The organism is Salinispora pacifica CNR114 (genome assembly GCF_000514775.1).
In the GTDB taxonomy this organism is placed as follows: domain Bacteria; phylum Actinomycetota; class Actinomycetes; order Mycobacteriales; family Micromonosporaceae; genus Micromonospora; species Micromonospora pacifica.
This window is the reverse complement of record NZ_AZWO01000001.1, coordinates 60,991-73,128: the sequence shown is the minus strand read 5'-3', so window position 1 is coordinate 73,128 and position 12,138 is coordinate 60,991. Positions and strand designations below refer to the sequence as shown.

Below are 12,138 nucleotides of genomic sequence, written 5' to 3'. Positions count from 1 at the left end.
GCGGAGCCGCCGCAGCCCCGGCCCGCAGCTAGGTGACGGGCCGGGGCGCGCAGACCGGTGCCGGGCGTGCCGCTCCACCGGCGCCGGCTCACCCGACCGGAGTCGGGTAACCGCGATCGTGCTCCGCCTGCAGGCGGCTCATTGCGTGCTCGACGACGGTCACCAGCACCTGTTTGACCGAGTCCCGGCTGCGCGCATCGGTCAGTACGAGCGGCACGTCCGCCGGGATGGCGAGCGCCTCCCGCACCTCCGCCAACTCGTAGTCGGGGGCACCCTCGAACCGGTTGAGCGCGACCACGTACGGCAGTTTACGGTTCTCGAAATAGTCCAGCGGGGCGAAGGCATCGGTGATCCGGCGGGTGTCCACCAGGACGGCCGCGCCGACCGCACCACGGATGATCTCGTCCCACATGAACCAGAACCGAGTCTGGCCGGGCGTGCCGAACAGGTACAGGATCAGATCCTGCGCCATGGTGATCCGGCCAAAGTCCATGGCGACTGTCGTCGTCTCCTTGCCCGGCACCTTGGACGGATCGTCGATGCCGACACCGGCTGCGGTCATGACCGCCTCGGTGGTCAGTGGTGTGATCTCCGAGATCGCACCGACCAGCGTCGTCTTTCCCACACCGAAGCCGCCGGCGACGACGATCTTCGCGGAGATGATCTCCCGGCTCGCCCTGGCGGGGTCATAGTTCGCGAAGTCCACTTAGCACCCTTCCAAGCAGGTTCATCCGCTCCACAAACCCCATCGTGGGAGCGGCAGTGTGTAGCGTCAGCAAGCCCTCGGCCACCATGTCGGCCACCAGCACCCGGGTGACACCGAGGGGCATCCGGGTGTATGCGGCGATCTCCGCCAACGACTGCGCCCGGCCCTCACAAATCCTCGCGATGCGGTGCTTGTCGTGCCCCGCGAAACGTGACTCGGCAACCGCCGTAGCGCTCGCGGACAGCACCGCCTCCAGGGTGATGTCCTGCCGCGGCTCCGTCCGGCCGCGAGTAACCGCATACGGACGCACCAGCGCCCCCCGCGGTTCGGTCCGCCGGCCTTCCATCCGCTGTCACCTCCCCTCTCGCCCGACCAGCGCCCCTTCGGCGACGGATCTACTCTCCTCAGGTGGCGCTGTCCGGAGCCCGGTGATCACGAAGAAACCGCGTCCCGAGGCAGCGGCACCAGTGCGGCACCGACCCGTTCCACCAGGAGTGCCATCTCGTAACCAACCTGGCCGACATCGCAACTGCGGGCAGCGAGTACTGCCATCGACGAGCCGTCACTGATGGACATCAGGAAAAGGTAGCCGCTGTCCATCTCGATGACCGTCTGCAGCACTCCGCCGGCGCTGAACATGCGGGACGCACCGTCGGTCAGGCTCACCACGCCGGAGGTGATCGCCGCAAGCTGATCCGCACGGTCCGCGGGCAGATCCCGGGACGAGGCGAGCAGCAGCCCATCGGCAGACACCGCAACCACGTGGGCGATGCCCGCCACGCTGTCAGCGAAGTTACTGAGCAGCCAACCCATGTCCTGCATGGTTGCTGGCCTGTTCATCAGCTCGTCTCCTTGCTCGAAGTGCTGTTGGGGTCCGAGCCGGCCGCACGGCCCCGCTGCACGCCACGGTGATATGCCGACAGCAGGCCGCGGACTTCGTCCGGCGTCCGGCGGGTCCGTTCCCGGGTCTGGGGCTCGATCCCGCCGGGTACGAGTTGTGCCTTTGGCACCCGCTTCGGCAGACCGGAACGGGTGGTACCGCCGTTGGTCGGCTCGGCAGCCTGGGTGGCCCGGCTCCACCCCTCATCCGCGATGGTGCGCCACGCATCGCCACCGGAGGCACTCGGCGGCGACGCCGGCGGCGCGCTGGCCGGCGGCACGGCGGAGGCAGGAGCGGCGGGTGGCGGCCCTGCGGGTGGCGGCCCTGCGGGTGGCGGCCCGACGGGTGGCGGCCCGACGGGTGGCGGCCCGACGGGTGGCGGCCCGACGGAAGCGGCGGAGTACGACGGCACCGGGGTGGCGGGTGGCGGCCCGGCGGGAGCGGGAGCGGGAGCATACGACGGCACCGGGGTGGTGGGGAGCGGAGCCGTCGTCATTCCGGGCACCCGGGTGGGTAGCTGCGGCTCAACCGGAGAACTCGCCGCCCCAGACGGGTCCGGGGCCGCCTTGTCGAAATCCGGCCGGGTGAAGATGGCGGTTGCGTCGTTGCCGTGCGTCCGGAACCAGACCGCCTCCATCTCCCGGAAGATCGGCGCCTCCGCCGGCGCCTCCGCCGGCGGCGCGGACAAGGGCGCCGCATCGATCGAAGCGGTGGCGGCCAGATTCGCGCCGAGCCCACCGGTCAGCGTGCTGTCGGTGCCGAGCGAACCTGCGGGCGGCGGGACGACTGGCGATGGTGGGGTAGCGGCCACGGTAGGGAAGGCCGCAGTCGCAACCGACGACTCACCCGAGGGTTTCCGTTGGGGCAGTGGGTGCGACGCGGTGGGCGCTGCACCCAGCCCTCCGGCGACGCTGAGGCTGGGCTCGGTCCCGGTCACCCCGACGGTTTGGTCCGGCACCACGCCGGCGACCACCGGCGCCGGCCACGGAGCCGGCTCGGGCTGCCGCTGCTCCGGCAGGATGGTGCCGCCCCCGGCGACCACCGGCGCCGGCCACGGAGCCGGCTCGGGCTGCCGCTGCTCCGGCAGGGTGGTGCCGCTCCCGGCGACCGCCACCGGTTCACCGAAGCCGACCGGGGTGGACGGGCCCTGCTCCACCGCCAGCGGCTGACGAGGTGGGGCGAGCTGGGCTGGCCCCCGCCCAACGGGCAGCACAACCGCGGCCGTCGGCAGGGTCACCTGCGCGACGATGCCCCCCTCGACGTTGCGGCGCAGCTCGACCCGAATGCTGTGCCGCTCAGCGAGCCGCCCCACCACGGCCAGGCCCATCAGCCGGAACGCCGTGACATCGACGCCCTGCGGCTCCGCCAGCCGCTGGTTGAGCGAGTCGAGCTGCTCGTCGGAGAGGCCGAGACCACGGTCCTCGACCTGGATGAGCACGTAGTCGCGGATCCGCCGCCCGTCAGCGACCACGGTGGTGTTCGGCGGCGAGAAGCGGGTGGCGTTGTCGAGCAGTTCGGCGACGAGCCGGACCGCGTCGTTAACCACGTGGGCGGCCACCGACACGTCCGTGTCAACGGTGCCGAACTCGATCCGGTTGTAGAGCTCGACCTCGGACTGTGCCGCCCGCAGCACGTCCACCAGGAGAGCGTCCTCCCGCCGAGGTGCGGTCGAGTCGGCTCCGGCGAGGACCAGCAGGTTCTCGTCGTTGCGGCGCATTCGGGTGGCCAGGTGGTCCAGTTCGAAGAGCTGGGCCAGCCGCTTCGGGTCCTCCTCACCACGCTCGATCGCGTCCAGTTCCCCGATCATGCGGTCAACCAGCGTCTGACTCCGCCGGGCCAGGTTGAGGAACATCGCTGAGACGCTGGTCCGCAGTGCGGCCTGCTCCGCCGCCACCCGGACCGCCTCCCGGTGCACCACGTTGAAAGCGACGGCGACCTGACCGACCTCGTCCTGGTTGGTGAGCCGGATCGGATCCCGGATCCCCCGGACGATCTCGTCAACCCCGCCCTCGTCAACCGCCTCCATGCTCTGCAGGCGACGCACCGCTTCCGGCAGATCGTGGTTGGCCACGGCCAAGGCGCCCTCCCGCAGCCGGTGCAGCGAGTGGTTCAGCGAACGGGCCAGCACCACGGCGAGGGTGATGGCGATGATCAGGGTCAGCAGGACCAGTAGCAATTCGATGACAGCCTGCCGGAGGACGTCCGAACGGTCCTGCTCGGTGTCGGCGAGCAGCTCCGCCTGGAGCCGGGCCTCGGTCCACCGCATGAGGTCGTGGACGGCACCGACGGCGGCGCTGGCCTCCTCCGCGCCCACCAGGGACTGCTGCCCGACCGAGCGGCCGATGTCCACGGCGACGGTGTCCGACAGCGTGACCGCGTCGCCCGAGATGGTGTTCTCCACGAACGAGCGTTGCTGCGGCTCCGCCGCGAGGGCGAAGCGGAGTAGCGCATCCTGCTGGCTGGTCAACGTCGCCACGAAGGAGGAGTACTGCTCCTCGTCGAAGCCACCGGCGCTCAACGCGGTGTAGGCGACGGACTCTTCCTCGGCGACTGCTGCCTTGGCCCGGGCGAAGGCCGCGACCGCCCGCCGGGCCTCTGCCAGCCGCTCGTCGCCGGGGAGCTGGGCAAGGCCGTCGCCGTACGCCACCAGGTCGGTCAGGATGACGCCGTAGCGCAACGCCGACTCGGCGACCGCCATCTGCTTACGTTCCCGCACCTGCTGTCGAATCGCGTCCAGCGTCTCAAGGTGTCCGTCGATAGCCGCCACCCGGTCGCTGACAGCGGCGGGCAGCTCGTCGAAGAGCTCGCGCTCCTCCCGGTATGCCCGTACCCGCTCGTCGGTACGGCGCACCTGCAGGTTGTAGGCGTCGGCGGCTGCTTCCGCCTCTCCCGTCGATGCGATATAGACCGCAGCCGCCATTCGTTCGGTATGCAGGTCCTGGGTAAGGGCCGAGATGTCGATGGAGAGTTCGGTGAGCGCTTTGGCCCGCGTGGCGTCGTACGCACCCTCGCCGACTGTGATCAGACGAACAGTTGCCAGCGCGATGACTGCGGCGACCGGCACGACCAGGATCAGCGCCAGCTTCGAGCGGATTCGCGCATTGTGGAGCTGAGGCAGCCGGCGCCGCTTCGGCTGCGGAATGCCGCTCCTTGCGGACAGGGTCGTCGGTCCGGTGCTCACGACATCGCCTCCGTCATTTCACCCACGCCTGAACCGCCGACCCATGTCTGGTCCAGCAGAAGAGAAACCATGCGCGGCACGGCCGCGATTTCATCAGACGAGACGAGTTTTGGGAAGTCGAGCTGGAGGTGAAAGGGCCAGATGACGGCCAGCCGATGCGACAGTCCACAGATGCTACCAATTCAACACCGCCCTGAACAGGCAATGTAGACGTACATTGCTGCACCAATACGGTTTGGAATCAGGCGCAAACTTTACGTGACCCCAGCATGTGAGATTTTCGTCCCGAAACGCCTCCGCCCGGCCCGCTTGACCACGGGGGCCCGACATTGGCAAGGTTCTCCAGGCTGCGCGCACACCGTACGGGAAGTGATCGACTCCCAACGATAACGGACGATCCGCTGGCTCCCGTGCCGTACCTGGAGGACAACGTTGAGCCCCATCCGCTCCGCAACCGCGGCACTCACCTCGGCCGTCCTGGCCGCCACGCTCACCGCCTGCCAGCTCGGCACGGAGGAGCAAGATACCAGCCCGATCATCATCGCCGCCGACCTCGAATTGTCCGGGCCCGGCGCACCACTGGGCAAGACCTACCAACGGGCGCTCGAGCTCAAAGCCGAACAGCTCAACGCATCCGGCGCGCTCAACGGACGGCAGATCGAGCTCCGGGTCAGGGACAACCGCTCCGAGGCGAGCGAGTCCCTCCGCAACGTCACCGACTTCAGCGCCGACCCCCAGGTCAGCGCGATCGTCATGGGCGGTTGCAACGAATGCGCGATGGACGCGGTGGAGACCGTCAACGGGCAGCAGATGCCGACGGTGGCGCTGGCCGCCGCCGAGGCCATCACCAGCCCGGCAACGGAGCGCCGGTACGTGTTCAAGCTGGCTCCGAGCGCCCCTGACAGCGCCGAAGCCCTCGCTGTCGAGCTTCGCCGCAACAAGATCAATGAGGTGGGGGTACTGCGCAGCGACGACGCCTACGGCGAAGAGGGGCTCACCGCCCTCGAGGCCGCGCTGGACAAGGCCGACATCAAGGTCTGGGGTGTCCAGACCGTCCGCGCCACCGACACCGATGTCTCCAGCCAGATCACCGCGCTGGCTGGGGTACGACCCAGGGCACTGGTGCTCTGGACCCGCGCCGAACAGGCTGACCTCGCCGTCGTCGCCGCGCGAAAGGCCGGCTTCGAGGGCGCGCTCTACTTCGATGCCTCGGCCGCGGGCGAACTCTTCCTCGGCCCGACGGCCCAGGCCGCGGAGGACGCCACGATGGTCTTCACCCAGACCATGGTGATCGACGACGTGATCGCCACCACCCCGGCGAAGGCGGCCCGGCGACAGTGGTTCCAGGACTACACCGCCCGCTTCGGTGGATACCACGGCTCCTCCTCGTTCGCCGCCGATGCCCTCCAGCTCATCACCGATGCCGCGGTGCGGTCCGGCAACATCGGTGGGGAGCCCGACCGGGAGGGCATCCGGGACGTGCTGGAGACCACCCAGCTGGATGGTCTGTCGGGTCCGATCCGACTGACTCCGGACAACCACTCCGGCCTCATGCCGCAGGCACTGACCACACTGGTCGTGCGCAACGGCCGCTGGCATCTGGCCGGGTGACACCCCGGCCCGGCCCGGTGTGGACCGGGCTGGGCCGGGCCGGGCCGGTCCACACCGGCTGGGTCACCGAGCCGACGTGGTCGCGCGAACCCAGGGCAGGGCGAGGCGTTCGACGAGGTAGAGCAGGGAGTAGAGCCCGATGCTCATCGCGGCGATCAACACGATCGCCGCCCAGGCCGTCGCGGTCTCCCCGATTCCGTTGTACTGCAGGATCTGGTAGCCCAGGCCCGGCTGGTCCGAGTAGAACTCCCCGATCACCGCCCCGATGGCCGCCAGCGGCATCGCCACCTTGAGGCCGACGAAGACCTGCGGTAGCGCGGCCGGGAGGCGCACCTTCCGGAACGACTGCCACCAGGAGGCGTGCAGCGACCGCGCCAGTTCGGCGAGGTCCGCCGGGGTGGTCGTCAGACCAGTCGAGGTGGAGAGCACGATCGGGAAGAAGCAGAGCAGGAACACCATCGTCAGGACCGGCTTCGCACCCCAGCCGAAAGACACCACGAGTAGCGGGCCAAGCGCGATCTTCGGTACCGCGTTGACGGCGACGAGCAGCGGTGCGAACATCCGCTCCAGGTGTCGAGACGCGGCCAGGGCAATTCCGATCAGCACCCCGGCGGCCGCCGAGAGCAGGAAACCCACCACCGTCATCAGGGTGGTGATCCCGAGCGCGGGTAGGAGCACACCGCTCCGATCGGCCATCGAGGCCCCGACGGCCTGCGGTGACGGCAGGGCAGCCGGGTGCACCAGGCCGAACCCGGTGGTGACCAGCCACCAACAGGCCAGTGCGATCACCAGTCCGAGGAACGGAAGCCCGGCGGCCCCGACCGGAATCGCACGCCGTCGGCGGGCCGGCGCGGACGGGTTCCCCACCCCCGCCGACGGTCCCTCAATACGGGTCCGGGTCTCGGTCACCGCCTCCTCCTTCCTGCCGGCTGCGGGCCGGCACACGGCGGGGGTGTGGACCGGGTCCCGGTCCACACCCCCGAATGGTGGTCGATCAGGCCTTCGGGGTGAGGCTGAAGTCGATGACCTGGTCCGGCTCGAGCTCCTGCGTGAGCTGTCCCGCACCACGCAGGATGGCGATGCTCTTCGCTACCCGGGCACTGTCCAGCGTGCCCAGCGTCGCACCACTGTTGCTGGACCGAACGTAGCCGGCCATCAGCTCGAGCTCCGCCTGGGCGGACTCGACGTTCGTCGAGTCCACGTTCTTCTTCAGCAGCTCGGCCGACTCCTTCGGGTTCTCCAACGCGTACTCCAAGCCCTTCAACAGGGCCTCGCTGAACCGCTTGACCATCTCCGGCTTTTCTTCGGCGATCTTCGCGGAGGTGATCAGCACGTTGCCGTAGAGGTCCTGCATGTACTCGCTGTACGGCAGCATGAACGCCTTCTTCTTGGCGATCGCCTCGATGGTTGGCTGGCCCACGACGAACTGCCCGATGCCGTCGACCGTGCCGGCGGCGAGGGTGCCCATCAGGTCCTGCGGCTGACCGTTGACCCAGGTCACCTTGCTCGCGTCCACGCCGGCCAACTCCGCGTACGTGGGGAAGAGGTTACGGACCACCGAGGTGGGGGAGTCCGCGATCTTCTTGCCCTCGAGGTCCTTCGGCGTGGCGATGTTCGTACCCTCGACGGTGGCGATGCCGGCCATAGTGCGCTGTTGGATCGCGGCGACGACAACGAAGTCCTTGGCCTCGCCGTTGCCGAACTGGAGCAGGCTACCGGTGAGGTCGACCGGCCCGAAGTCTGCCTGGCCGGCGGAGACCGTCTGAATAGTACTCCCGGTGCCCTGTCCCGGCTTGATCTCGACGTCAAAACCCGCGTCGCGGAAGAAGCCCTTCTCCTGCGCCACCCAGGCGTAGGAGTCCCGGCCGAAGTTCCCGAAAGAAGTGAGGTAGGTGACCTTCTCCAGCGCGTCGTCACCCCCCTCAGTGGATTCCGAGTCGCTGCTACACGCCCCAACCGTCGCCAGCGCAGCGGCCATCGTAGCCGCGGCGACCGTACGGGTCAGCCTTCTCATCTGTACACCTTGTCCTTTCCGACCGGGGCCGAGCGCCACCGGAGGGTAGTCGGGTGGCGGCGGCCCGAAGGATGAAGCCAGCGCCGCCATCGTCAGGGGACTCTTCGGGGGCACAGCGTACGAGAAAACCGCCGCCGCGCCACCAGGCATATCGGGTTGCGGAACGGACACAACTAATCCCACCCCAGCCAGCATCATTGCCACCCCCGACCGGTACTCTGTCGCTTGATCACTGACCGTCAACTCAGGAAGGTCCGCGGATGATCCGGCTGTCCGGGGTATCCCGGAGCTTCAATGGCCGCTCCGGCCAGGTCGAGGCCCTGCGTGACATCGACCTTGACATCGGCGACGGCGAGTTCGTTGCCGTACTCGGCCGCTCCGGCTGCGGCAAATCCACTCTGCTCCGACTCATCGCCGGGCTACTCCCGGTTACGGTCGGGGAAGCCACCGTCGCTGGCGCGCCGGTCACCCATCCCCGGCCGGACGTCGCGATGCTGTTCCAGCGACCGGCCCTACTGCCCTGGCGCACGGTGCTCGACAACGTCCTCCTCCCGGTGGAGATCTTCGGTTGGAAGCGGGCCCAACACCGCGACCGGGCCCGGCAGCTGCTGGAGCTGACCGGCCTCGCCGGGTTCGAGAAGCGGCTGCCACACGAGCTCTCCGGCGGCATGCAACAGCGGGTCTCGCTCTGCCGCTCACTGATCGGCGAGCCCCGGGTGATGCTGATGGATGAGCCCTTCTCCGCCCTGGATGCGCTCACCCGCGAGGAGCTCTCCGGCGAGCTACAACGGGTGCACATGGAGACATCGGCGACGGTCGTCTTCGTCACCCACTCCATCGAAGAAGCGGTCCTGCTGGCTGACCGGGTGGTCGTGCTCAGCCCTCGCCCCGGCCGCATCCGCGACCTCGTTGACGTCTCCATCCCCCGCCCGCGCACGCTTGGCCGCAACGCACATCTGGCCGATGTCGCCCGGGTCAGCGCCGACCTGCACGAGCTGCTCGCGGAGCAGGAACCCGGATCGGTGGAGGCGCCCTGATGCGCGTCTCGGTATTCACCGAACCACACCGTGGCGCCAGCTACGAAGACCAGCTCCGGTTCGCCCGCCACGCGGAGCACTGCGGCTACGACGCCTTCCTCCGCGCCGACCACTACCGGGCGATGGGCGACGACCCGGCGCTGCCCGGTCCCACGGACGCCTGGCTGACGCTGGCCGCGCTGGCCCGCGAGACCAGCCGGATCCGGCTCGGCACGCTGGTCACGTCGGCCACCTTCCGGCTACCCGGCCCACTGGCCGTCATGGTGGCGCAGGTCGACCAGATGAGCGGTGGCCGGGTCGAGCTGGGTATCGGCGCCGGCTGGTACGAGCGGGAGCACACCGCCTACGGGATTCCCTTCCCCGGCGTCAGGGAACGGTTCGACCGGCTGGCCGAGCAGCTGGAGATCGTCACCGGCCTGTGGCGTACCCCTCCGGGAGCCGGGTTCAGCTACTCCGGAGAGCATTACCAACTCGTTGACGCGCCAGCACTGCCGAAGCCGGTCCAGCGCCCCGGTCCACCGGTGATCGTGGGCGGTCGCGGTGCGAAGCGTACCCCGGACCTGGCTGCCCGGTATGCCGACGAGTTCAACATGCCGTTCACCTCCGTCGCCCAGACGGCGGCGGCGTATGAGCGGGTCGGGGAGGCATGCGATGCCACTGGCCGGGCCGAGTCCGGGCGGCAACCACTGACGCTCTCGGCGGGGATTGTGGTGGCCGTCGGCCGCACCGACGCCGAGGCACGCCACCGTGCCGCTCCCCTGCACCGACCCAGCGCCCTGCCCCCGGAGGATCCGGTCGTGGGCTCGCCCGCGCGGCTCGTCGATCGCATCGGCGAGTTCGCCGCGATCGGAGCGAGCCGCGTCCACCTGCGCCTCATCGACCTCGCCGACCTCGACCACCTGGAGCTCATCGCCGCCGAGGTGCTCCCCCAACTGGATGGACCACAATGACCACAACCGACCTTGAGCTGGGCCCGGTGGGCCAGGAGATCGTTTTCGAGAACGACCGGGTACGGGTCTGGCACATCAGACTGGCACCCGGTGAGCGGCAGCCGCTGCATCGGCACGACCACCCGTATCTGGTGGTGGCGATCCAGGGTGCCAAGAACGTCGTGCAGACCATCGACGGCGACCGAATCGACGCCGATGAGCCAACCGGCGGCGTCGTCTACCGGGATCCGGGAGCGGTGCACATGCTGACCAACACGGGCGACACGACCTACCTGGCCCGGCTGGTCGAGCTCAAGTAACCCAATGCCGGGGCGGGCTACCGCACCCGGCCCGGCGTGCCAGTGGCGCCCGCCCGCGCCGGGACCGTAACCTGCCCGGCATGGCGTTTCGGACCTTGAGCAAGCTACTGCTCACGGCGCTTGGGGTAAGTCTGCTGGCCGGAGCCGGGCAGCTCGGCGTCGCATTCGGCTTCGGCATCGTGCGCTTCTCCGGCGCCTTCACCGACGCGAGCGTCAACCAGTGGCCAGCACAACTCGCCTGGGTCGCCTGGTTTGCGGCGAACGCCGCTGTCACCGGTGCCGTCTGTGCCGAACGGCTGGCGCGCCGGGGAGCCCCACTGATCAGCGTTCGTCGGCGGGCCGCCGTGGCGGGCGCCGCCGCGCTCGGTGCCATGGTCGTCGCGCCGCTGGGAATGCAGTCGGCCCGAGCTGCCGACGTGGGTGCCGTGGAACCGGTCTGGTCTGTCGCCGCTGGTGCACTCCTCGGCGCGGTGCTCGGCGGGGGTGCGGCGCTGGCCGTCCTCATACGACCCCCGCTGCTCTGGAACATGGCGATCGTCGCCGGCCTGGTCTGGTTCCTCGCCCTGGCCTCGGTTGCCCCGTCGCTGAACGACACCGGCCCACTGCGGGCAGTACGCCTCGGGGTGTGGGAACCCTCCTGGCTCGACCCCGCCGCGGCGGACCGCCTCTGCCTGCTGGGCCTTCCGGCGGCGGCGCTGCTGGCCGGAGTCGGCGCCGGCGGCCTCGCCCGTCGACGCGGGCAGGCCACATCCGTCGGCGCGCTGACCGGGCTGCCCGGGCCGATGCTGTTAGCCGGCGCGTACCTGGTGGCGGGCCCCGGGGCGGATGCGGACCAGTACCAGACCACGCCGTACTACGCCGCCCTGCTCACGGTGGTCGCCGGCGGACTCGGCTCGGCCGTCGCCGCGACGCTGCGCTGGCCACTGATCGAACGCCCGGTCGAACGAGCCACCACGTTACTGCGCTGGCCACCGAGGAAACGCCCACCGGCAGCCAAACCCGAGCCAACACCGGGCCCCGAACCGCTGCTCGCCCCCGCGCCGACGGTAGTCCCCCCGATATCTCCGGCTCCGGCCGAGGTCGACACGGCCGCGCCGACCACCGGCAGCCCCGTCCCGGCGGCCCGACCGCGTCCGGTAGCGGACGAGGCCGACCCGGGTGCCGCGGACGACCAGTTGGTGGCCGGCGCGACGCCTCCCGCCCCGCGCCGCCGAAACCTGTTCCGACGCAGTCGCTCCCGGGCCGACGAGGTGGCGGAGCCGACAGCGGAGGTCCCGCTACCAGCACAGGACGAGGAGTTCGTTGACTGGGTGACCGGTCTGAGCGAGCCGGTCCCCAACAACGAGCCCAATCGGGAAGGCGCTCGCCGCTCGTTGCGCTCTGTCGGCCGGCATCACGCCGACTGACCAGCCGCCCCCGTCTCGACGGGCCCGGTCAACGCGGTGCCCGATGACCACCGC

11 protein-coding genes are annotated in these 12,138 nt (G+C 69.8%); 5 read left to right on the top strand and 6 right to left on the bottom strand.

Annotated elements, in window-relative coordinates:
• Nucleotides 1–88: 88 nt before the first annotated feature.
• From B118_RS0100435 to B118_RS0100420, 4 genes are all read right to left on the bottom strand, one after another.
• Nucleotides 89–706: a GTP-binding protein gene (locus tag B118_RS0100435; RefSeq protein ID WP_018222616.1), complete on the bottom strand. Its 618-nt coding sequence runs from the start codon at nucleotides 704–706 to the stop codon at nucleotides 89–91.
• Entirely contained in the window at nucleotides 687–1,052 is a 366-nt protein-coding gene (locus B118_RS0100430; protein WP_018222615.1) for a DUF742 domain-containing protein, read from the bottom strand. The genes B118_RS0100435 and B118_RS0100430 overlap by 20 nt, the downstream gene beginning before the upstream one ends.
• Nucleotides 1,053–1,138: 86 nt before the next feature.
• Complete coding sequence (locus tag B118_RS0100425) at nucleotides 1,139–1,546, bottom strand: roadblock/LC7 domain-containing protein (RefSeq protein ID WP_012015079.1); 408 nt, start codon at nucleotides 1,544–1,546, stop codon at nucleotides 1,139–1,141.
• A complete protein-coding gene (locus B118_RS0100420; protein ID WP_028192247.1) occupies nucleotides 1,546–4,767 on the bottom strand; it encodes a sensor histidine kinase in 3,222 nt (1,073 codons plus the stop codon). Before B118_RS0100420 ends, B118_RS0100425 begins: the two co-directional genes overlap by 1 nt.
• A gap of 432 nt (nucleotides 4,768–5,199) precedes the next feature.
• Between B118_RS0100420 and B118_RS0100415 the strand changes: the two genes are divergently transcribed.
• Nucleotides 5,200–6,378: an ABC transporter substrate-binding protein gene (locus B118_RS0100415; RefSeq protein WP_028192246.1), complete on the top strand. Its 1,179-nt coding sequence runs from the start codon at nucleotides 5,200–5,202 to the stop codon at nucleotides 6,376–6,378.
• 63 nt (nucleotides 6,379–6,441) lie between these two features.
• Here the strand turns inward: B118_RS0100415 and B118_RS0100410 are convergent, their stop codons facing one another.
• Both B118_RS0100410 and B118_RS0100405 read right to left on the bottom strand, forming a co-directional pair.
• Complete coding sequence (locus tag B118_RS0100410) at nucleotides 6,442–7,287, bottom strand: ABC transporter permease (protein WP_026270433.1); 846 nt, start codon at nucleotides 7,285–7,287, stop codon at nucleotides 6,442–6,444.
• Nucleotides 7,288–7,372: 85 nt separating this feature from the next.
• Nucleotides 7,373–8,392 carry an ABC transporter substrate-binding protein gene (locus B118_RS0100405; protein WP_026185693.1) on the bottom strand — a complete coding sequence of 340 codons (1,020 nt, stop codon included), beginning with the start codon at nucleotides 8,390–8,392 and terminating at the stop codon, nucleotides 7,373–7,375.
• Between the two features lie 260 nt (nucleotides 8,393–8,652).
• On the opposite strand from B118_RS0100405, the gene B118_RS0100400 reads away from it, so the two are divergent.
• The 4 genes from B118_RS0100400 to B118_RS0100385 all read left to right on the top strand — a co-directional run bounded on the left by B118_RS0100400 (nucleotide 8,653) and on the right by B118_RS0100385 (nucleotide 12,084).
• Nucleotides 8,653–9,429: an ABC transporter ATP-binding protein gene (locus B118_RS0100400; protein WP_028192245.1), complete on the top strand. Its 777-nt coding sequence runs from the start codon at nucleotides 8,653–8,655 to the stop codon at nucleotides 9,427–9,429.
• A complete protein-coding gene (locus B118_RS0100395) occupies nucleotides 9,429–10,379 on the top strand; it encodes an LLM class F420-dependent oxidoreductase (RefSeq protein WP_028192244.1) in 951 nt (316 codons plus the stop codon). The genes B118_RS0100400 and B118_RS0100395 overlap by 1 nt, the downstream gene beginning before the upstream one ends.
• On the top strand, nucleotides 10,376–10,678 hold the full coding sequence (locus B118_RS0100390) for a cupin domain-containing protein (protein WP_018222607.1): 303 nt from the start codon (nucleotides 10,376–10,378) through the stop codon (nucleotides 10,676–10,678). The genes B118_RS0100395 and B118_RS0100390 overlap by 4 nt, the downstream gene beginning before the upstream one ends.
• Before the next feature lie 80 nt (nucleotides 10,679–10,758).
• Nucleotides 10,759–12,084 (top strand): hypothetical protein, encoded by a 1,326-nt coding sequence (locus B118_RS0100385; protein WP_026270434.1) that lies wholly within the window; start codon nucleotides 10,759–10,761, stop codon nucleotides 12,082–12,084.
• Nucleotides 12,085–12,138 lie beyond the last annotated feature (54 nt).

Excerpts from the sequence above, each read along its gene's own strand:
- B118_RS0100405 (WP_026185693.1), bottom strand. The coding sequence starts at position 8,392 with ATGAGAAGGCTGACCCGTACGGTCGCCGCGGCTACGATGGCCGCTGCG.
- B118_RS0100425 (WP_012015079.1), bottom strand. The coding sequence starts at position 1,546 with ATGAACAGGCCAGCAACCATGCAGGACATGGGTTGGCTGCTCAGTAAC.
- B118_RS0100395 (WP_028192244.1), top strand. The coding sequence starts at position 9,429 with ATGCGCGTCTCGGTATTCACCGAACCACACCGTGGCGCCAGCTACGAA.
- B118_RS0100400 (WP_028192245.1), top strand. The coding sequence starts at position 8,653 with ATGATCCGGCTGTCCGGGGTATCCCGGAGCTTCAATGGCCGCTCCGGC.
- B118_RS0100385 (WP_026270434.1), top strand. The coding sequence starts at position 10,759 with ATGGCGTTTCGGACCTTGAGCAAGCTACTGCTCACGGCGCTTGGGGTA.
- B118_RS0100430 (WP_018222615.1), bottom strand. The coding sequence starts at position 1,052 with ATGGAAGGCCGGCGGACCGAACCGCGGGGGGCGCTGGTGCGTCCGTAT.
- B118_RS0100390 (WP_018222607.1), top strand. The coding sequence starts at position 10,376 with ATGACCACAACCGACCTTGAGCTGGGCCCGGTGGGCCAGGAGATCGTT.